The organism is Allorhizobium ampelinum S4 (assembly GCF_000016285.1).
GTDB lineage: Bacteria > Pseudomonadota > Alphaproteobacteria > Rhizobiales > Rhizobiaceae > Allorhizobium > Allorhizobium ampelinum.
In genome coordinates, this window is record NC_011981.1 from 188,998 (window position 1) to 208,241 (window position 19,244).

The following is a 19,244-nucleotide window of genomic DNA, read 5'->3' on the forward strand; positions in this document are numbered from 1 at the left end:
CGGGCGATGTGAACGAGGCCTTATGGTAGCGATTTTTGAAACGATCCGGCAGGATGAAAGCAAAGCCGTGCCGAAAGCCTCCTCCTTCAGTGGCTACAGGCTAGGTCTCTACCGTGCTGCTGCAAGCGTGATATTGCCACTGGCCGGATTTGTGCTGTGGGAACTCGCTGTTCGTTTCGGTTGGGCCTCTGGTCGGCTCATTCCGGCACCTTCACGCATCTTGGAAACGCTTTGGCAGCTTACAATCACGGGCGAGCTTGCGCACCATCTGGTGGCAAGCTCATTGCGTGTTCTGGTTGGCTTTGTTTCAGGCGCGGCTGCGGGTACGCTCATAGGCGCTCTAACGGGATATTTCACCACTCTACGACGGCTGCTGGACCCTAGCCTTCAGGCGATCAGGGCTATTCCATCCATCGCCTGGGTTCCGCTTTTCATTCTCTGGTTCGGGATTTTTGAAACATCCAAAATTGTACTGATTGCCACCGGCGTGTTTTTCCCGGTCTACCTTGGTATTTCAACGGCTTTGCGTGAGGTTGATCGCAAGATTGTTGAGGTTGGAAAGATCTTTCGGCTGTCCAATCTGGAGCTTGTCTGGCGCATCCTGTTTCCTGCGGTGCTGCCAAGCTTTGTCGTTTCGCTCAGGGCCGGGCTTGGTCTTGGCTGGATGTTTGTGGTGGCAGCCGAATTCATGGGCGCTTCGGAAGGGCTGGGCTATCTGTTGGTTGATGGGCAGCAATTGGGTAAGCCCGACCAGATCATCGCGGCAATTCTTGCCTTTGCTGTGATTGGCAAACTTTCTGATGCGCTGCTGGTGGCCCTCACGGCACCTTTGCTGCGCTGGCAGGATGCCTATGGTGGGGATCGGCTGTGATGTTGTCTGTCACCCATCTTGGCAAGACCTATGCGAATGGCGCTCAAGCGCTGGACAACGTCAGTTTTGATGTCAATGCGGGCGAGATTCTGGCGATAGTGGGCGGTTCTGGCTGTGGCAAGAGTACATTGCTGCGGCTGATCAGCGGACTGGACCAACCAACCTCGGGTGGCGTGCACTTGCGCAATGACCTCATCACAAGGCCGCATCCGCTGATCAATTTGATTTTTCAGGAACCACGATTGCTGCCCTGGTTGCGTGTTACCGATAATATCGGCTTCGGAATCCGGCATCTGGATAGCCAAGAGCGCAAGGGCCGCATCGCAGAGGTGCTTGAGACGGTTCACCTCAATGGCTATGGCAACCGTTGGCCAAAGGAGTTGTCTGGCGGTCAGGCCCAGCGCGTCGCTCTTGCCCGCGCGCTCGTCACACGTCCTGAAGTGTTGTTGTTGGACGAGCCGTTTTCGGCTCTCGATGCCATGACAAGGGGCCGACTTCAACAGCACCTCCTCGACATTTGGCAGGCGACCCAGGCAACCATGGTGATTGTGACCCATGACATTGACGAGGCTATCGCGCTTGCCCACCGGGTCATTGTCATGAAGCCCCGGCCTGGGCGAATTTCCGAGGAAATCCACATCGATTTACCAATGCGCCGGGAGCACGGCATGGACTATCTTGTTCCTTACCAACAGAGATTGAAGAGTGCTTTGAACCATTCCATGGCATTTGCGTGAAAATGAGAAAAATATTTGCAATTGCTTATTTCTCGCGCAGTTTTATGCTCGTATTTTCGATGTGATTTCTGCGATTATCGGTTATCGCCAATAAGGACGCATCACCGATATGAAACTGCTTAAATCTCTTGCCACCGTAGCATTGCTGCAGGCTGCTTTACTCTTGCCCGCTCATGCAGGTGAAAATCTCGCAACCATCAAATCGGCTGGCGTGTTCAAGATCGGTACCGAGGGCACTTATGCGCCATTCACCTATCACAATGAGAGTGGCAAGCTGGTTGGTTTTGACGTGGAAATCGGAGAAGCCATTGCCGCCAAACTTGGTGTTAAAGCCGAGTTCGTGGAAGGAAAATGGGATGGATTGATCGCCGGTCTCGATGCGAAGCGCTATGATACCGTGATCAATCAAGTGGGCATTACCGAGACGCGCAAACAGAAATATGATTTTTCGGACCCCTATATCGCCTCAAAAGCCGTTCTGATCGTCCGCAGTGATGACAATAATATCAAGGACTTTGCTGATCTGAAGGGCAAAAAATCGGCGCAATCTCTCAGCAGCAATTTTGGAAAGCTCGCTGAAAAGTCGGGTGCGGAACTGGTTGGTACCGATGGGTTTGATCAGTCCATTCAACTCGTGCTGACGCGTCGTGCCGATGCCACGATCAATGACAGCCTGTCTTTCCTCGACTTCAAGAAGCACAAGCCAGATGCGCCGGTGAAGGTCGTCGCCCAGCAGAGCGATGCCGATTATTCCGGCGTGATCATTCGCAAGCAGGAGCCCGAATTGCTGACCGCCATCAACAAGGCGCTGGCTGACATCAAAGCCGATGGCACTTATCAGAAGATTTCTGAGAAGTATTTCGGTCAAGACGTCTCCAAATAGCGTTTTGTAGAAAGCTGGATATCGTTTAAACCGCCCTATATTCACGTGAAGAGCGCCCGGCGGGATTGTCTGCCGGGCGCATCTCTTTTGAGGAAGATGTCTTTGCCGCACTGGATTCAATTGATGGTGGATTCGCTTGTCCCTCTTCTGTGGGCAGGGTTGGTGTTTACCATTCCGCTAACGATACTTTCCTTCACGTTCGGCTTGACACTTGGGCTTGTTACGGCCATCGGCCGGCTGTTCGGAGCGAAACCGGTGGCGGCGATTGCCCGCTTTTATGTTTGGGTCATTCGTGGCACCCCTCTACTTGTCCAGCTTTTTGTAATTTTCTACGGCTTGCCAAGCATTGGTATTTTGCTGGATGCCTTTCCAGCGGCGCTCATCGGCTTCACGCTGAACATAGGGGCCTATAGTTCTGAAATCATTCGCGCTGTCATCTCCTCCGTGCCGAAGGGACAATGGGAAGCGGCCTATTCGATTGGTATGAGCTGGCGTCAAGCCATGCTGCGCACGATCCTGCCGCAAGCGGCTCGTGTCGCCGTGCCGCCGCTGTCCAACACGTTCATCTCTCTGGTGAAAGATACGTCGCTCGCTGCCGCCATTACCGTGCCAGAACTGTTTCAGGCGGCTCAACGCATTGTCGCCACCACCTATGAACCACTGATCCTCTATATCGAAGCGGCATTGATCTATCTTGCCCTGTGCTCTGTGCTCTCGACAGTGCAGGTGCGGTTGGAGCGTCGCTTTGCCCGCTATGGCGGTATGATGGAGTCCAACGCATGATCGAGCTCTCCAATATCGAAAAGCGTTTCGGTGAGGCTGTTATCCTGAATGATATCAACCTGCGCATCCCGGAAGGAAATGTTACGGCGCTAGTCGGACCGTCCGGAGGTGGCAAAAGCACGTTGCTGCGCTGCATCAATTTGCTGGAAATCCCGACAATCGGCACCGTTAAAATCGGCGAAGCAAGTCTGACATTTGCACCCGGACAAAAAAACGGTTGGCAATCCATTCAGAAAATTCGCCGCCAGACCGGAATGGTTTTTCAAAATTTTCAATTGTTTCCGCATCAAACAGCCATCGAAAATGTGATGGAAGGCTTGGTCACCGTGCTGAAATGGCCAAAGGAAAAAGCGCGTCAGCGCGCCATTGAGCTGCTGAACAAGGTGGGCATGGCCCACAAAGCGGATGCCTGGCCATCCACTTTGTCTGGTGGCCAGCAGCAACGCATTGCCATTGCCAGAGCCTTAGCACCGTCGCCGCGTGTTTTATTGTGTGACGAGCCAACATCGGCACTGGATCCGGAACTTGCGGCAGAGGTTGTGGATGTGTTGAGCCGATTGGCCGGGGAGGGGACCACCATGGTCATTGCCACGCATGATCTCCGGCTTGCCTCAAAGATCGCCAACGATGTTGTTTTCCTTGAAGCAGGTCGCGTCGTTGAAACCGGCAGTGCGAAAAATATCTTCACGGTCCCGCAACAGGACCGCACAAAGCGTTTCATCTCCACGATCAATGCCGCACATAGCTACGACATCTAGAGCATCGTGCCGATTCGTATTTTCTGTCCGATGCTTTCCGTATTTCAGGGGCGCCTGTTGATTTATGAGGCTCGGTCTACGGTTGACGCGCTCAAGACGTTGAGGTGTATGCGAATTGCCTCCCTTTCATTGCCGAATTCAATTAATCCACAAAAACAATAGATTATTGTTCTTGAGGAATGAAATTGTGCAAAAGCCTATTTCTTTTGCAGTGCAAAAAATGGTTTTATCGCCTTAGCGTCCTGAAGATGACTCTGTCATTGTTGGTTGTATCGGAGCGATGACTTCTTCCATCAAGGGACGACAACAATGACAAAAATATTCGGAAACACACCATCTCTGTCGCGCAGAGCGGGTCTGGCAGCTTTGATGGCGCTGGCAGTGGCCGCTGGCACCGGTGCATTGCGGGCTCACGCCGAGGATAAGGTGATCAAGGTCGGCATCGTCAGCGGCGAAGATGAAGATGTCTGGCGCGCAGTGGCGCAGGAAGCCGCCAAGAAGGGCCTGACAATCAAGACCGTGGTGTTTAACGATTACACCCAGCCGAATGAGGCCCTCGAGCGCGGTGAAATCGACGCCAATGCCTTCCAGCACAAGCCTTATCTGGATAACCAGATCAAGCAGCACGGCTACCACATCACGCCGGTTGGCTATACGGGCGTCTGGCCCATCGGCCTCTACACCAAGAAATACAAGGCGGTTGCGGACCTTCCCAAGGGTGCGCAGATCGGCGTCCCCAACGACCCTTCCAACGAAGGCCGTGCGCTGCGCGTGCTTCAAAATCAGGGCTTGATCAAGCTGAAGGATGGCACGGGCATTTTGGCAACCATTGCCGATATCACTGAAAATCCGAAATCCATCAAGATCAAGGAATTGGATGCGGGCATTGTTGGCCGCGCCATTGATGACCTTGATGCCGCCGTCGTCAATACCGACTGGGCGCTGAAGGCAGGTCTTTCACCCGCCGACCGCATTGCGCAGGAGCCAACGGCTGACAACCCGTACCGTAACTTCATTGCAGTCAAACAGGGCAAGGAAAATGAGGCGTGGGTCAAGACGCTGGTGGCCTCTTACCAGAACGATACGGTCAAGGCCGTGTTTGACAAGGTCTACAAAGGCACCGGCATCGTTGCCTATTGATCATTGAAAAGGCGTTTTAGTGGTGAGGCGGCGAGGCTTTTGGCTCCGCCGCCTTCGCCCGTTTGGAGTGATAGTGTATGAACAGTCAGCCATTGTTTGCGCAAGCAACACCCGTTCCTGATCCCGACAGAGTTGTTGAACTCACCGATGTCCATCGTCGCTTTGGCGGCACCATTGCGTTGGACGGCATTTCGCTCGATGTCCGCAAAGGCGAAATTCTCGGCATTATCGGGCGAAGCGGTGCCGGTAAATCCACCTTGATCCGCTGCCTGAATGGGTTGGAACAGGCTGATCGCGGCGAAATCCGCATTGAGGGCCGTAACATTGTTGGCCTTGCGGAGCAGGCATTGCAGCCCTTGCGCCGACGTATTGGCATGGTGTTTCAGCATTTTAATCTGCTTTCCGCCAAAACCGTAGAAGTCAATGTGGCGCTGCCGCTGAAAATCGAAGGCGTGGCAAAGGCAGAACGCCTGGCCCGCGCGCGCGATCTGCTGGAACTGGTGGGCTTGAGCGATAAGGCCAAGGCCTATCCTGCTGCCCTCTCCGGCGGGCAAAAACAACGGGTTGGCATTGCCCGCGCCCTTGCCGCACGGCCTGCCCTGCTGCTGTCGGACGAGGCGACCTCGGCGCTTGATCCGGAAACCACCCGCTCGATTCTGGCCTTGTTGAAGGATATCAACAAAAAGCTTGGCCTGACGATTGTGCTGATCACCCATGAGATGGATGTGGTGCGCTCGATTGCCGACCGGGTTGCCGTGATCGATGCCGGAAGGATTGTCGAGCAAGGCGATGTCTGGTCGGTTTTTGCCAATCCGCAAGCCGAGATCACCAAGAGCTTGCTTTCGGGCAATCGGCCGCAACTGCCCGGCCATCTGGCCGCAAGGCTCCGCTCGGAACCGGGGGAAACTGTTGTTTTAAGCATCGATCTCGCTGGAGATTATGCCCAAGGCAGGCTGTTTGCCGATCTCGCCGACAGTTTTGAGAATGGCGTCCGGCTGGTGCAAGGGGGTGTTGAGCATATTCAAACCCAGGTTGTTGCTCGGTTGTTTCTGACAGTTCCCGCCAGCGATCTGGCCCTGCTGCAAAAGCTTCAGACCCAGTTGAAATCCCATCATGCCCGTGTGGAGGTCCTTGGCTATGTCTGATGTGATGATTGACCTTCTCCTCAGTGCTCTCTGGGAAACGGTGCTGATGACCGTTGCTTCTGGCCTGATTTCGCTGGTGGCTGGCCTGCCGCTTGGTCTGGCGCTGGTGGTGACGGCAAAGGGTGGCATTGCCGAACATCTATGGATCAACCGCGTGCTTGGAGCCGTGGTCAATGCCTTTCGCTCCATTCCGTTTATTATTCTGCTGGTGGCGCTCATCCCGTTGACCCGGTTGATAGTTGGCACAGCGCTTGGTACCTGGGCGGCGATTGTACCGCTGGCCATCGCGGCCACGCCCTATTATGCCCGCATTGCCGAAGTGTCGTTGCGGGAGGTGGATCGCGGCTTGATCGAAGCGGTGCGCGCCATGGGTGGCAATCGCTGGACCATCATCCGCGAAGTTCTGGTCCCTGAAGCGCTTCCCGGTATTATTTCCGGCTTTACCGTCACACTTGTCACCCTCATCGGCGCATCCGCCATGGCGGGCGCGATTGGTGCCGGTGGGCTTGGCGATCTGGCCATTCGGTATGGCTATCAGCGGTTCGAAACAACGGTGATGATTGCCGTGGTTATTGTGCTGATCATCCTTGTCTGCGGTATCCAATGGCTGGGTGATCGATTGGTTGCACAACTGGACAGACGATAAAAATCACGATGCCGCAAGAGGGTTTGCACACGGCGTGCCGGTTGCTTTCCGCTTGCGGCAGAAAGATTTTCTCCTTTGTTCCCGCAGATGAGTACGAGACGCCTCCTAAAAACAACTAAATCTATTAGATTTATGTCCTAATAGAAATTAGGGGGTGTCATGACATTCAAAGTTAAAACGCTGCTTGCAGCCGCACTGATTGCACTGTCTGGCAATGCGTATGCCGAAACCATCAAGGTGGGGGTTGTTCCCGGCGTCTATGCCGATTCCATCGAGGCGCTGGTGCCAGAAGCAAAAGCCGCCGGTCTGGATGTGCAGGTGGTGGAGTTCAGTGATTGGACCACCCCGAACATTGCCCTTCAGGCGGGCGATATTGATGTCAATTATTTCCAACACAAGCCATTTCTGGACAATGCGGTGGCGCAGCGCGGCTATGATATTGTGCCTGCGGGCATTGGTACCCTTGCCAATATCGGCATCTACTCTCTGAAATACAAGGATTTTGCCAGCGTGCCGGATGGCGCAACCGTTGCCATTGCCAATGACCCGGTCAATCAGGGCCGTGGTCTGTTGCTGTTGCAAAAAGGCGGGCTGATCAAGCTGAAAGATGGTGTCGGGTTCAAGGGTTCGCTCGACGATATCGTCGACAACCCAAAACACGTCACGTTCACGGAAGTGGAAGGTCCTCAACTGGCCCGCATCACTCGCGATGTCGATCTAGCCCTTGGCTATCCTCACTTTATTGTCGCCGCCAAGGCGTTTGATCCCAGCTCCGGTCTGATCTATTCCGGCGTGGATGACAAGCAGTTCGCCATCGTCTTTGCCGCACGAAAGGACAAGGCCGATAGTCCAGCCTTGAAGAAATTGGTGGACATCTATCAGCACTCCGATGCCGTGAAAGCTGCAATCGATAAGGCGTTCGGCAATGATCGCAAGCTTTACACGCTGGCATGGCAGTAGTGACCACCGTGCTGCTTGATCAGCTTGATGCGAGCAAGGCGGGGTTGAATGGCTCCGCCACCGCCGCAACCCGGGCTTCCGCTGCACCTCAGAAAAGTCTAGCGCTGCAGGGCACTGGCTCGGTCGTGTTCGAGAACCTTTCCAAGATTTACACCTCATCGACCGGGCCTGTTCATGCCTTGAAAGATATTTCTGTTAACGTGCCTGCGGGCAGTATTTTTGGCATTATCGGCCGCAGCGGTGCCGGCAAATCCAGCTTGTTGCGCACCATCAATCGGTTGGAGCGGCCAACGGGCGGTCGCGTGCTGGTGGATGGTGACGATATTGCCGGTTTCAATGATGATCAGTTGGTGGGCCTTCGCCGCCGCGTTGGTATGATCTTTCAGCATTTCAATCTGCTGTCCGCCAAGACGGTGTGGGGCAATGTCGCACTCCCGCTTTTGGTGGCGGGGGTGGAGCGTCATGATATCAACCAGCGTGTGGCGGATGTGCTGAAACTGGTGGGTCTTGAAGGCAAGGAAGCCACCTATCCGTCCCGACTATCCGGTGGACAAAAGCAGCGTGTTGGTATCGCCCGCGCCCTTGTCAGCAGGCCGGAGATTCTGCTGTGCGATGAAGCAACATCGGCGCTCGACCCGGAAACCACCCTTTCGATCCTCAGGCTTTTGCAAGACATCAACCAGCGCCTCAAGCTTACCATCGTCTTGATCACCCATGAAATGAGCGTGATCCGCGAAATCTGCGATCAGGTGCTGGTGCTGGAACAGGGTGAGATTGCCGAGCAGGGTTGCGTCTGGCAGATTTTTGGCAAGCCCAGCCACGAAGCCACCAAGGCCTTGCTGGAGCCGCTTCAACGCGGTCTGCCGGCCGATCTCGCATCGCGTCTTGAGGTCGGTGGTGATGGTCGGGCCGTGGTTGAATTATCCTATACCGGTGAGGGCGGCCTGGAGCCTGATCTCAGTGCCATCAGTGCCGCATTTGGTCCGGGCAGCCGTCTTGTTCAAAGCAATCTGGATCGCATTCAGGGCCATGTACAGGGTCAGGTGTTGATCATCGCCGCCAATCCACCGGATGTTTCGTCCCCATTGATTCAGGCTCTGGCGCATTCTGCAAGGATATTGGGCTATGTCACCACTGATGTATGAACGCTTGGGCCGCGCCTTTTTGGACACCATCACCATGGTGGGGATCTCGGCGCTGTTTGCACTTGTCGTTGGTATTCCGCTTGCGGTTTTCCTTGTGCTGTCCTCGCCCGGTGGGTTGATTGAGGCACCGCGCACCAACCGGATACTGGGTGCGCTGATCAACGGCTTTCGCGCCACACCTTTCATCGTCCTGATGGTGGCATTATTGCCTTTTACTCGGCTGGTCACGGGTACCACCATCGGCGTATGGGCCGCCATCGTGCCACTGTCGATCAGTGCCACGCCCTTTTTTGCCCGCATTGCCGAAGTCAGTTTGCGCGAGGTGGATCATGGATTGATTGAAGCCGCGCAGGCCATCGGGTGTCGCCGCTGGCATATTATTCGTCATGTGCTGTTGACCGAATCCTTGCCCGGTCTGGTAGGCGGTTTTACCATCACTATTGTAACGATGATCGGGGCTTCAGCCATGGCCGGAGCCGTGGGTGCAGGCGGGCTTGGCGATATGGCCATCCGCTATGGCTATCAACGGTTTGATACCACAGTGATGATTGCAGTGATCATCGTTTTAATTGCCACGGTCTGCCTTGTCCAGTTTACTGGAGACCTCATCGTCCGTCGCTTGCAGGCGCAGTAACGTCGGCTCAAAGCGAGAGTATTATTATATAAACAGATGGTGTGTGCCATCGAACCGTCTTCGCGATTGACAAATCATTCACAAGTCGGACTTCATCCTTAAACCCATCGGGCTCACATGCGACGTGAACCGCGAATTCCGGGCGTTCGATGATCCTGCCGTTTCACGCATAGGTGCATTGCACAATTTTTGTTTGCGCACCGCCTATATTCTAGGCATAAATCCCATAGCTGATGCACGCGATGGCCTTCTACCAGTGCTATCGCATCAGCTGTTCCCCTCTGGAGGTTTTAACCTTCACACTTCAAGGGCCTCGGTTTTCCGATGGCCCTATTTTTTTGACGCCTTAGAATGACGGCAGTCTGGACCATAAATCCTAGTTCTTTGTCAGGCTCTCTCGCATACGGGGCCGCCCCTTGAAAAGCCAGCACGCAGAAGATATTTGTTGGTCATAGTCGAGAGCGTTGATCCGTCGATGCGTTGAACGATTGTTTCACTCGGCTTACCGAATTCTAGCGGTCCGCATGCGGTCCGCTTTTTCGTTTCACGGGATTTCGCTGCATCTCTTATATCTCGACGTGTCGGATCACTCGCATGATCCAAGCTCGGACTCCTTTGTTTTTGCCTGATTTAGCATCTTCGAGCGCCAAACCCACTGGCTGGAAGCCCATATAGACCCAGTCCAAGCACGCTTCAGCTCAACCAATCCTCGATATATCGAGTTTCATCTAAACCCGATGCGGTTGGGCAATGCGACCTGGAAAGCTGTGCCTCCTAACGTCTCTTGATCCTACAGCGATCAGGGCACGTCTCCTCGGAATCAGGTTTTACAGCAGTTTAAAACGCGAAACCTGAATGCTCGCGGCGCGGACTTTGGCAACAGAGACTTGGCGTGCTTTTCTGTCCTTGACCACCAAAATTGCGTCAGAGCCAATATTAGACGCCGATATGGGGCAACTTCCCGCGCCGATTGACATTCGTTTACCCTAGCCGGTCGATGCCTGCCATTTCAGCCGACCATGTACCTGTATGATGCTAAGTGGTCGTCTCTCTGGCAGGATGCTTGGATGTTGGGCCGTTTAACTGCCTTCGAGCACGGTGGAATAACGCCCCTTGCGCCTGGGCTGTGACGGAAAACTGCGTCGTAGGTTGGATAGCCATCATAAGCTCCATCAGCAGTGAACTGGTCGATCTCATCGTCGATCCGATCGCCAACCTCTTTAACGTTCCCCGGCACGACATTCCATCTGTCCACCATCGTGACCTACAAGCAATGGCCATGCAGATGTGGAGCGAGGTCGCTCATCTCAAAGTAGCCTGATGCCGTGCCTCCCTGCCATCCTTTGACCATAGGCTGATAAGTTTACGGTGCCATTGCCAGTCCTCAATCCAAAGAGAGCTCATCGGTACGCGACCGCCGGCATCCTCAACTCAATCAAAAATATTAATGTAGTTCGGAAATCAACACCGTGCCGAGCTGCTGTTTCCAGGGCAGCAATCAAAAGCCCTTGACGGGAGGAAACAGCAATGATTGGATAATTGGATACAAAAATCCAGTGAGCCAAAATGCCCGTCGTTCAATCCTCCATCGCAATGCAGGCCTCAACAGCTGAGGAAGAGGCCTATCTGCATATGCAACAGGCATTGCGCCGTGGTCGCTATAAGCCGGGTGACCGCCTGATCGCCGAGGAGATTGCTGCGGAAATCGGTATGAGCCGCATGCCGGTGCGGGAGGCATTTCGGCGACTTGCCTCCGATGGGCTGGTGACACTTCGCCCCAATCGCGGCTGTGTGGTGGCGGGTCTGACACTCGCTGAACTTCAAGAGGCATTCGAAATTCGCTCTGTTTTGGAAGGTCTTGCCGTGCGCATCGCAATGCCGCGCATGAATGCCGAGACCTTCGAAGAGCTTGAGCGCTTGTTGACCCTGATGGAGCGCGCAGGCGGAAGCGGAAGCAGCGACTGGGTTTTGCGGCATCAGGAGTTCCACGCTTTTATCTATGGGCTAAGTGGCCGCCCGAAGCTCATCCGGCAGATCACGGCGCTGCATGTGGTGATAGAACCCTATATGCGGATCTGGTTCGACTATGTTGATAAGCCACTATCGGCCCGTCAGGAGCACGATACGCTGATTGAGGCCCTGAGATCCGGTGATGCCCGCCGAGCAGAGGCCGTAATGCAGGAACATATTGTCGAAACAGCATCATTGCTGGCCGACTACGCAAGTCCCGCTCGGCGCTGAACGCTGATCGGTCACTATGTCCGAAGCCGGAGGCAACATCCGGCAAGGATGGGGAACCGCCGTAAAAACGGCTCAAAAAAGAGGAAAAGTCATGACGTTTCGTCGCATGGCCGCGTTGGCGGTCGCCTTCACGACACTGATATCGGGCTCAGTCACCATGGCGCAAGACGCGCCGACCGAGATCAAGATTGCAACCGAAGGAGCCTATGCTCCCTGGAACTTTACGACGTCCGACGGCAAGCTCGATGGCCTTGAAATCGAACTCGCCAATGACCTCTGCGCACGCATGAAGGTCAAATGCACCATCGTTGCTCAGGATTGGGACGGTCTTATTCCGTCGCTGACGGTTGGCAAGTTCGATGTCATTATGGCGAGCATGTTCATCACGCCAAAGCGTCTTGAGACGATCGATTTTACCCAGCCTTATGCGGTGGATCCTTCGGGTTTTGCTGTTCCCAAGGATAGCGCGGTTGGCAAGCTCGGCATCTCGACAGAAAAATTCAAACTTGAGGATGAGGCCCCCTCGAAAGCGGCGATCGACAAGTTGAAATCCCTCCTGAAGGGCAAAGTTGTTGGCGTTCAGGCCGCAACGACAAATCTCGATTTTCTGCGTAAGTATTTTGCCGATACCGTAGAAATCCGCGAGTACAAAACCACAGAGCAGCATGACCTCGACTTGGCAGCTGGTCGCATTGATGCGATCTTCGCCCAGCAGACGGCACTGGCCGCGACACTCGCAAAGCCAGAATTCGCAGACTATACCATTGCAGGCCCCGGCTTCGTGGGCGGCGTCTTCGGCCTTGGAACCGGTGCGGGATTGCGCAAGCAGGACACCAAGCTCAAGGAGATGCTGAACACCGCAATCTCCTCGGCTATTGCCGACGGGACCATCAAACGTCTCTCCGAAAAATGGGTGAAAACCGACGTGACACCGGTCAAGTAACAGAGGTGCGGACCGCATGCGGCCAGGGCCTTGGTTGCACTGGCCGCGTGAACTGCGAGAGGGTTTCGCCCATATGCTTGAAAAACTGCATCTGCTCGGGTTCGCGGAAGGTGGCTGGGGTCCGGCACTGATTGGTGCTGCCGCTCTGACTTTGTTGTTGTCCGTTCTGGGTTTTATGCTCGGCGCGTGTTTTGGCAGTCTGGCGGCAGCCGGTCGCTTATCATCGGCCCGTATCCCTCGCGTGATTGCCTCTGCCTACGCCACCGTCTTTCGCGGCGTACCCGATCTGCTGACCATCTATCTGTTTTACTATGGCGGTAGCGTTGCCCTGACGACAGTTGCGCATTTTTTCGGTGCCAACTCATTTGTAGGGCTGCCCGCGTTGGCAACGGGTGTCGTGGCAATCGGCATGATTTCGGGTGCCTATCAGGCTGAGGTCTACCGTGGCGCTTATCTTGCCGTCGAGCGGGGGCAATTTGATGCCGCCAAGGCGCTCGACCTCTCCCGCAGCCAGATGCTTTTGTTGGTTATTCTGCCACAGTTGCTGCGGCACGCAATTCCTGGTCTTAGCAATGTCTGGCAGCTCGTCCTGAAGGATTCCGCTCTGATTTCGGTGGTTGGTCTTGTGGAATTGATGCGCCAGTCGCAGATCGGTGCTGGCTCAACCCGCGAGCCCTTCCTTTTTTATCTGGCCGCCGCATGCCTCTATTTTGTGATGGCGGGCGTAACGGGCCGTTTCTTCCGCAGTGCTGAAGTGAGAACTTCGCGGGGGATCCTGCACTCATGATCGATTTTGGGTTTTTCTTTGAGATCATTCCAAAACTGCTGTCGGGGCTGCCTCTGACCTTGACGCTCGCTGGCACCTCGATCGTCTGTGGCTTTGTTCTTGCCCTCGTGCTGGCCCTTGTGCAACAGGGCGAACGGCGGTGGGTTGTCTGGCCAGTTCGCACCTTCGTCGCGGTTTTTCGGGGCACGCCGCTGCTCGTCCAGATCTTTTTGATTTACTATGGCCTTGGACAGTTCCGCCCTTCGTTGCAGGCGGCCGGCCTTTGGTGGCTGTTCCGTGAACCCTATTGGTGCGCGATATTGGCGCTCACCCTGAACACCGCAGCCTATGGCAGCGAAATTCTGCGCGGTGCGATCCGCAATGTGCCCAGAGGGCTGATTGAGGCCGCCTCCGCGCTCGGGATGTCGCGGCTTGCCAACCTGCGCTTCATCATCCTGCCGCTGGCTCTGCGCCAGGCCATCCCGGCCTATGGCAACGAGATCATTCTGATGGTCAAGGGCACGTCGCTGGCGTCAATTATCACATTGATGGAGGTGACTGGCATAGCGCAGGGGCTTATTTCCCAAAGCTATCGCGCCATTGAGGTCTTCATGGCCGCAGGGGCGATCTATCTGCTGCTCAATTTCATCATCGTGCGGGCGCTCACCACGCTCGAAGCCAGACTGACACTGTATCGGACCCGCAGCTGACGCGATTTATTCGAATTTTCAGACGAGGAGACTTAAAAGACATGCGCAATTTCGAAAAGCCAACGCGCTCAGTGGCGGTGTCGACTGACGCCATGGCAGCAACGTCTCACCCTTATGCAACGCTCGCTGCCATCAATATCCTGCAAGCAGGCGGTAATGCCATGGACGCTGCCATTGCTGCCTGTGCTGTGCAATGCGTTGTGGAGCCGGGTTCCACCGGCATCGGTGGCGATTGTTTCGCGCTCTACGCGCCAAAGGGTGGTGATCAGGTCATTGCCTATAACGGTTCGGGCCGCACGCCCGCTGCCCTGACGGTGGACTGGTTTGAAGAGCGAGGGCTTGCCGAAGTGCCGCGCCAATCGCCGTCTGCCGTTACCATACCCGGCGCAATCGACGCGTGGACGCGGCTGCACGCCGACCATGGCCGCCTTCCGTTTGAGCAGATCCTGCAACCTGCGATCCGCTATGCCGAGAACGGTTACGCCATCACACCAAGGGTGTATCGTGATTGGGTACGGGAAGAGAAGCTGCTCAACGATGACCCGGCCGCGTCGGAGATCTTTCTTCCCAACGGCCGTGCGCCGCAAATCGGCGAAGTCCACCATCAACCTCGATTGGCGGCAACCCTGCGCCGGATCGCCGCTGAAGGCCGAGATGGCTTTTACAAGGGGGCGGTTGCGGAAGACATGGTTGATCGGCTTCGCGCCCTCGGCGGCCTTCATACCCTTGAGGATTTTGCTGAGGCCAAGGGAGAGTATGTGGTGCCGGTCACCACGACATTTCGCGACCATACAATCCATGAATGCCCCCCAAACGGGCAGGGCATTATCGCTCTGCTCATTCTCAATATTCTCTCGCGGTTCGACACCCAGGACGATCCAAGTTCAGCAGACCGCCTACATCTGGAGATTGAGGCCACGCGCCTTGCCTATGCCGCCCGCGACGCCTGGCTCGCGGATCCAGAGAAGGCCAGCGTTCCCGTTGAAGACATGCTCTCCGAGGAATTCGCCACACACCTCGCCGGCATGATCGATCTCACCCGCGCGCTGACCAATCTGCCGGACTTTGAGATGCCTCTCCATCGCGACACGGTCTATATTTCGGTGATCGACTCTGAGCGCAACGCTGTCAGTTTCATCAACTCCATCTTCGACTGCTTCGGCTCAGGCATTGTCGCCCCGCAATCTGGTGTCGTCCTGCACAATCGCGGTCAGAGCTTCTCCCTGAAGCGTGACCATCCGAACATGATCGCACCGGGAAAGCGTCCGCTGCACACGATCATTCCGGGCATGGTGACACGGGCAGGCCGTACGGAAATATCCTTTGGGGTCATGGGCGGCTATTATCAGGCCATGGGCCATGCGCATCTGATTTCCAAGGTTATCGACTATGGCATGGACCTTCAGGACGCCATCGATTTGCCACGCCTCATTCCCGTCGGCGGCAAGGTGCCGCGTGTCGAGGCCGAGCATACAGTACCTGCAGAGACCATTGCCCTGTTGAGACGTCGCGGCTTCGAGATCGTGCCAGCGGAAGATCCGATCGGTGGCGCTCAGATTATCAGGATTGATTGGGAAAATGGTACGCTGACAGGTGCCTCCGAATCCCGCAAGGACGGGATTGCTCTCGGCTATTGAAGATCACAGTCTCTGACCGGAACAGGTAAAACAGTATACACCGCCCTTGGCTGCCTTCCTATGTCACAAGGACATCAGCCAGGAAGCGGCCGGCCTGAGGAGCACCGTTGGCGGAAATCGTGTGAGGCATGCCAGGGAGTGTGAGCGTTTCGACCTTGAGACCGAGGGACTGAAGAATGGCTGCGGTCTTGCTGCTTTCCGTTGCCGGGATCACCGGGTCAGCACATCCCGTGTATCAACAGGATGTGCGTTTCCAGAGCCGGTTGAAGCGGAAGCAGCGAGGCAAGGCGGCCCGAGAAACCGACCAAAGCAACGCGGTCGAGCTTGTCGGTAAATCCGTTCCCTTCGACGATCAAGGAAATCACCTGATCGAACGATCGCCTCGCATCCGCAATTCGCGCGCTGCGATTATCTTCGGTGACACCAGCGACGCTGAACCATTGATAACCCGAGCCGACGCTGGAAGGGGCGGGTGCAGTGGGAGAAACAAAAACGGCACTGGGCAATGAAGCCTTCCAGGAATTGGCAAGCGGTGCAAAGTCGGCGCCGTTGGAGCCAACGCCATGAAGCATAATGGCCAGAACATTCGTAGCGATCGAACCACGCTGATGCTGGGCATGGTATTCGGATTGCGGTTGCGCCAGAGCGAGGGTTCTCCCTGTCTGCTTTCTCAAGACGGCATCCACCTCATGATCATCAAAGCGGCAAACCATCCAAAAATTTTGCGACAAAGCCCAATAAAATTGGTGTCACGGCGTTTAGCTTAGAGCGCGGGATCGCGCCGTTTATACGCGATCCCGCAGATATCATTCTGACGGTATACGTTCGGCCGTCAGCTTCGAAACGGTGACAATCTCAGCAGCGCCATCGGCCAGAAGGCGTTTACGTACTAGGACCCGCATGATGCGAGCGGCGGTCGAGAAACTCATCTGATCAAGCGGCCCTTCGCCTTCCCACGGCTTGGTTAGTCGTTGGGTGATCGCAATTGAAATGTTCATTGGCACTATGTCATTGCATTCGCGCATTGCTTCAAAGACGAGGCTGATAGGGGTGATCCGACCCTCAAAAGTGACGAGCGGTTCTGTCAGTCCTGTGTCCCATTCTTCAAAGGCGTAAAGCGCTTCGCGGAACAGTTGCTGAAGGGTGATCGGCGCATGTCCGTTGTAAAGTGGCGGCAAGGCATTCGTCATGTCTGTCTCCTCTCGTGGATTAAGCCAGTTCCTTCTAATCGGCCGGATATAAGGAAAATGCGAAAGCTTCTGTGTCCCGAACCGAATACACGATGAATTTTATAGTGTAACAGTCGCGTGATAAAGCGATAATTGACGACTGATGCACTGGCGCCCGATTTTGTCAGGTAAGTTATTGATATAGCACGTATGTATTCGGTTTCTTCTCCAGGAAAACTGTTCTGCAGCTTCCCACGGGGTGGCATCGCCCTGACATTTTTAGCGGTATTTAACGGCGTGACGGGCATCGTAAACGTAACGGCACTGACTGAGGACCAGGGCGCCGGCCTATTTCGTCGATCACGCTCGGGCGATTGTCGTCCATAGGTTTATTGCCGCTGTGCGCAGTACGCGGCGATGGCTAGACGGGATATCGTGGCTCGGGATGTGGAACAGGTTGGCAATGTGGTCATGGATGGAGACGAAACGTTTCAGACGTCGCGGTGATTTGAAGCGCTTCATGATCCGGTCTCGTCGGCGGACTGGTTGGTGAGAATTCTTCGCTCGATTGTTCAACCCTTTGTGGGAACGATGCTCAACACCGGGCATGATCTCCCGCTTTGCCGCGTCGTGAGATCGCAGCTTATCGGTGATCATCACCTGCGGTGCGCGACCCTGGCCCTTCAACAGTTTGCGCATCAGATGCCTGGCCGCCTTGGCATTTCGGCGGCTTTGCACAAGAACCTCCAAGACGAAACCGTCCTGATCCACAGCGCGCCACAGTCAATGCGTCTTGTCACGGATCAAAACATTGGCGAAAGTTCGCCCAAATTTCTCCGCTCACAGCCGGACTGTTTGATGGGAGACAATGATCCCACGAGCCGCCAGCAAGTCCTCAACCATCCGAAGGCTGAGAGGAAACCGGAAATAGAGCCAAACGGCGTGAGCAATGATTTCAGCGGGAAAGTGATGGCGGCGATATACGGGATCACCGGCTATCATCGCCCGTCGGATTGCTGTTTTTCGTTAAGTTGAGGATGCCGATCAGAGAGTAGCTCGGATTGCTGTTCTTAAGCCAGTTGGCGATTGGCCGAACGTCTGAGCAAAGACCTTGGCGAAGTGCGACGCATTTCCGAACCCGACCTCAAGCGCAATTTCGACCAAAGGTGCTTTGGACTGGACAAGAAGATGTTTTGCGCGCTCCAATCGCACTCTTCTGTAGATCATTGCCGGAGAGCTCTTGGTTTCGCTGATAAAGAGACGTTCAAGTTGTCTTCTGGATAGGCCAACCGCTGCGGCCAGATCCTGGATCGGTAGATTACCCTCGATATGCTGCTCCATCATAATGAGCGTCGCTCTGATCCTGGGATCGTTGCACTCGATGGACAGCGGTTTGCGTGTTTGAATGGCAAGAGCTGACCGGGCTTTCTCGATGTGAAGAACCTCGAGAGCATTTCTTTCGGCATCCTTGCTGATGTGACGGCGGACGATCAACGCCGCCATGTCCGCAGCGCTACTCCCGCCCACACACGAGCCCCGTGTTCTGTCGAGATTGAAAATACGGTCGGAGCGAACCTGAAGATCGGGGAAACGCTCCCGAAATGCGTTATAATGCAGCCAGCTTACGCATGTGCGATGGCTTTTCATCAAGCCAAGTTCGGCCAGGATGAAAGAACCGGTGCAGACACCGATCAGCTTGACGTTTTTTGCGGCAGCCTTCTTCAAAAACGCAGCCGTTTCCCGGTCGATTGGCTGTTCGTTGTTCAGCAACCCGCCGACGACGACGATGAATTGAAACTGGCTTGGATCTTCCACCAGGTCTGAAGTCGGTGCAACCTGAACGCCACAGCTGGAGGTGATCAGGTGCCGCGTGCTGCCGAGCACGTCCCAGTCGGCCAGCACCCGCCCTGAACGATCGAATTCATCGCTGGCGAGGCGCAGCGTGTCCACGAACAATGCGAAGGCCGAAAGTGTGAATGATCTCGCGAGCACGAAGCCGATTTTCAGGCGGTCGACCGGGGCGTTGGTATCGGAGGGCGTCATTCTAAACTCCAATCGGGGCAGGCATGTATCGCG

19 protein-coding genes and 4 pseudogenes are annotated in these 19,244 nt (G+C 55.3%); 18 read left to right on the forward strand and 5 right to left on the reverse strand.

The window, feature by feature from the left end:
- Nucleotides 1-22: 22 nt before the first annotated feature.
- From AVI_RS26600 to AVI_RS26650, 11 genes are all read left to right on the forward strand, one after another.
- Nucleotides 23-871 (forward strand): ABC transporter permease, encoded by an 849-nt coding sequence (locus tag AVI_RS26600; protein ID WP_015918357.1) that lies wholly within the window; start codon nt 23-25, stop codon nt 869-871.
- Nucleotides 871-1,608 (forward strand): ABC transporter ATP-binding protein, encoded by a 738-nt coding sequence (locus tag AVI_RS26605; RefSeq protein ID WP_015918358.1) that lies wholly within the window; start codon nt 871-873, stop codon nt 1,606-1,608. The genes AVI_RS26600 and AVI_RS26605 overlap by 1 nt, the downstream gene beginning before the upstream one ends.
- Before the next feature lie 109 nt (nt 1,609-1,717).
- Nucleotides 1,718-2,491 carry an amino acid ABC transporter substrate-binding protein gene (locus tag AVI_RS26610; RefSeq protein WP_015918359.1) on the forward strand — a complete coding sequence of 258 codons (774 nt, stop codon included), beginning with the start codon at nt 1,718-1,720 and terminating at the stop codon, nt 2,489-2,491.
- A gap of 102 nt (nt 2,492-2,593) precedes the next feature.
- On the forward strand, nt 2,594-3,274 hold the full coding sequence (locus AVI_RS26615) for an amino acid ABC transporter permease (RefSeq protein WP_041699988.1): 681 nt from the start codon (nt 2,594-2,596) through the stop codon (nt 3,272-3,274).
- Complete coding sequence (locus AVI_RS26620; protein ID WP_015918361.1) at nt 3,271-4,032, forward strand: amino acid ABC transporter ATP-binding protein; 762 nt, start codon at nt 3,271-3,273, stop codon at nt 4,030-4,032. Before AVI_RS26615 ends, AVI_RS26620 begins: the two co-directional genes overlap by 4 nt.
- A gap of 309 nt (nt 4,033-4,341) precedes the next feature.
- Complete coding sequence (locus AVI_RS26625) at nt 4,342-5,172, forward strand: MetQ/NlpA family lipoprotein (RefSeq protein ID WP_041699723.1); 831 nt, start codon at nt 4,342-4,344, stop codon at nt 5,170-5,172.
- Between the two features lie 77 nt (nt 5,173-5,249).
- A complete protein-coding gene (locus AVI_RS26630; protein ID WP_015918363.1) occupies nt 5,250-6,317 on the forward strand; it encodes a methionine ABC transporter ATP-binding protein in 1,068 nt (355 codons plus the stop codon).
- The gene (locus AVI_RS26635; RefSeq protein ID WP_041699727.1) at nt 6,310-6,963 is read left to right on the forward strand and encodes a methionine ABC transporter permease; all 654 of its coding nucleotides are present in this window, start codon (nt 6,310-6,312) and stop codon (nt 6,961-6,963) included. Before AVI_RS26630 ends, AVI_RS26635 begins: the two co-directional genes overlap by 8 nt.
- A 159-nt stretch (nt 6,964-7,122) precedes the next feature.
- Nucleotides 7,123-7,923 (forward strand): MetQ/NlpA family ABC transporter substrate-binding protein, encoded by an 801-nt coding sequence (locus AVI_RS26640; protein ID WP_015918365.1) that lies wholly within the window; start codon nt 7,123-7,125, stop codon nt 7,921-7,923.
- Nucleotides 7,914-9,068, forward strand: coding sequence for a methionine ABC transporter ATP-binding protein (locus AVI_RS26645; RefSeq protein WP_015918366.1), 1,155 nt, complete (start codon nt 7,914-7,916; stop codon nt 9,066-9,068). The genes AVI_RS26640 and AVI_RS26645 overlap by 10 nt, the downstream gene beginning before the upstream one ends.
- Nucleotides 9,049-9,702, forward strand: coding sequence for a methionine ABC transporter permease (locus AVI_RS26650; RefSeq protein WP_015918367.1), 654 nt, complete (start codon nt 9,049-9,051; stop codon nt 9,700-9,702). The genes AVI_RS26645 and AVI_RS26650 overlap by 20 nt, the downstream gene beginning before the upstream one ends.
- 989 nt (nt 9,703-10,691) lie before the next feature.
- On the opposite strand, the pseudogene AVI_RS30835 reads toward AVI_RS26650, so the two are convergent.
- Nucleotides 10,692-10,912: pseudogene (locus AVI_RS30835) on the reverse strand (IS5/IS1182 family transposase); the annotation flags it as partial.
- Here AVI_RS30835 and AVI_RS31965 point away from each other — a divergent pair.
- The 6 genes and pseudogenes from AVI_RS31965 to ggt all read left to right on the forward strand — a co-directional run.
- Nucleotides 10,898-11,023, forward strand: a pseudogene (locus AVI_RS31965) (transposase); the annotation flags it as partial. The pseudogenes AVI_RS30835 and AVI_RS31965 sit on opposite strands and share 15 nt — an antisense overlap.
- A gap of 245 nt (nt 11,024-11,268) precedes the next feature.
- On the forward strand, nt 11,269-11,943 hold the full coding sequence (locus tag AVI_RS26660) for a GntR family transcriptional regulator (protein WP_015918369.1): 675 nt from the start codon (nt 11,269-11,271) through the stop codon (nt 11,941-11,943).
- 91 nt (nt 11,944-12,034) lie between these two features.
- A complete protein-coding gene (locus AVI_RS26665) occupies nt 12,035-12,886 on the forward strand; it encodes a transporter substrate-binding domain-containing protein (protein WP_015918370.1) in 852 nt (283 codons plus the stop codon).
- Between the two features lie 73 nt (nt 12,887-12,959).
- Nucleotides 12,960-13,673 (forward strand): ABC transporter permease, encoded by a 714-nt coding sequence (locus AVI_RS26670; protein ID WP_041699734.1) that lies wholly within the window; start codon nt 12,960-12,962, stop codon nt 13,671-13,673.
- Nucleotides 13,670-14,362, forward strand: a complete 693-nt coding sequence (locus AVI_RS26675) for an ABC transporter permease (RefSeq protein ID WP_015918372.1) — start codon at nt 13,670-13,672, stop codon at nt 14,360-14,362. Before AVI_RS26670 ends, AVI_RS26675 begins: the two co-directional genes overlap by 4 nt.
- Nucleotides 14,363-14,403: 41 nt before the next feature.
- On the forward strand, nt 14,404-15,999 hold the full coding sequence (gene ggt / locus AVI_RS26680; RefSeq protein WP_015918373.1) for a gamma-glutamyltransferase: 1,596 nt from the start codon (nt 14,404-14,406) through the stop codon (nt 15,997-15,999).
- 218 nt (nt 16,000-16,217) lie between these two features.
- Here ggt and AVI_RS26685 read toward each other — a convergent pair whose 3' ends face one another.
- The gene (locus AVI_RS26685; RefSeq protein WP_015918374.1) at nt 16,218-16,571 is read right to left on the reverse strand and encodes an alpha/beta hydrolase family protein; all 354 of its coding nucleotides are present in this window, start codon (nt 16,569-16,571) and stop codon (nt 16,218-16,220) included.
- On the opposite strand from AVI_RS26685, the pseudogene AVI_RS31930 reads away from it, so the two are divergent.
- Nucleotides 16,542-16,652, forward strand: a pseudogene (locus tag AVI_RS31930) (IS5/IS1182 family transposase); the annotation flags it as partial. The gene AVI_RS26685 and the pseudogene AVI_RS31930 sit on opposite strands and share 30 nt — an antisense overlap.
- A 153-nt stretch (nt 16,653-16,805) precedes the next feature.
- On the opposite strand, the gene AVI_RS26690 reads toward AVI_RS31930, so the two are convergent.
- The 3 genes and pseudogenes from AVI_RS26690 to AVI_RS26700 form a co-directional block, all read right to left on the reverse strand.
- Entirely contained in the window at nt 16,806-17,189 is a 384-nt protein-coding gene (locus AVI_RS26690) for a BRA0787 family protein (RefSeq protein WP_015918375.1), read from the reverse strand.
- Nucleotides 17,190-17,528: 339 nt separating this feature from the next.
- Nucleotides 17,529-18,170, reverse strand: a pseudogene (locus AVI_RS30125) (IS6 family transposase).
- 42 nt (nt 18,171-18,212) lie between these two features.
- Nucleotides 18,213-19,211, reverse strand: coding sequence for a GlxA family transcriptional regulator (locus tag AVI_RS26700; protein WP_015918376.1), 999 nt, complete (start codon nt 19,209-19,211; stop codon nt 18,213-18,215).
- Nucleotides 19,212-19,244 lie beyond the last annotated feature (33 nt).

Coding starts and splice junctions, on each gene's coding strand:
- AVI_RS26600 (WP_015918357.1), top strand. CDS start 23: ATGGTAGCGATTTTTGAAACGATCCGGCAGGATGAAAGCAAAGCCGTG.
- AVI_RS26605 (WP_015918358.1), top strand. CDS start 871: ATGTTGTCTGTCACCCATCTTGGCAAGACCTATGCGAATGGCGCTCAA.
- AVI_RS26610 (WP_015918359.1), top strand. CDS start 1,718: ATGAAACTGCTTAAATCTCTTGCCACCGTAGCATTGCTGCAGGCTGCT.
- AVI_RS26620 (WP_015918361.1), top strand. CDS start 3,271: ATGATCGAGCTCTCCAATATCGAAAAGCGTTTCGGTGAGGCTGTTATC.
- AVI_RS26625 (WP_041699723.1), top strand. CDS start 4,342: ATGACAAAAATATTCGGAAACACACCATCTCTGTCGCGCAGAGCGGGT.
- AVI_RS26630 (WP_015918363.1), top strand. CDS start 5,250: ATGAACAGTCAGCCATTGTTTGCGCAAGCAACACCCGTTCCTGATCCC.
- AVI_RS26635 (WP_041699727.1), top strand. CDS start 6,310: ATGTCTGATGTGATGATTGACCTTCTCCTCAGTGCTCTCTGGGAAACG.
- AVI_RS26640 (WP_015918365.1), top strand. CDS start 7,123: ATGACATTCAAAGTTAAAACGCTGCTTGCAGCCGCACTGATTGCACTG.
- AVI_RS26645 (WP_015918366.1), top strand. CDS start 7,914: ATGGCAGTAGTGACCACCGTGCTGCTTGATCAGCTTGATGCGAGCAAG.
- AVI_RS26650 (WP_015918367.1), top strand. CDS start 9,049: ATGTCACCACTGATGTATGAACGCTTGGGCCGCGCCTTTTTGGACACC.
- AVI_RS26660 (WP_015918369.1), top strand. CDS start 11,269: ATGCCCGTCGTTCAATCCTCCATCGCAATGCAGGCCTCAACAGCTGAG.
- AVI_RS26665 (WP_015918370.1), top strand. CDS start 12,035: ATGACGTTTCGTCGCATGGCCGCGTTGGCGGTCGCCTTCACGACACTG.
- AVI_RS26670 (WP_041699734.1), top strand. CDS start 12,960: ATGCTTGAAAAACTGCATCTGCTCGGGTTCGCGGAAGGTGGCTGGGGT.
- AVI_RS26675 (WP_015918372.1), top strand. CDS start 13,670: ATGATCGATTTTGGGTTTTTCTTTGAGATCATTCCAAAACTGCTGTCG.
- ggt (WP_015918373.1), top strand. CDS start 14,404: ATGCGCAATTTCGAAAAGCCAACGCGCTCAGTGGCGGTGTCGACTGAC.
- AVI_RS26685 (WP_015918374.1), bottom strand. CDS start 16,571: ATGCTTCATGGCGTTGGCTCCAACGGCGCCGACTTTGCACCGCTTGCC.
- AVI_RS26690 (WP_015918375.1), bottom strand. CDS start 17,189: ATGACGAATGCCTTGCCGCCACTTTACAACGGACATGCGCCGATCACC.
- AVI_RS26700 (WP_015918376.1), bottom strand. CDS start 19,211: ATGACGCCCTCCGATACCAACGCCCCGGTCGACCGCCTGAAAATCGGC.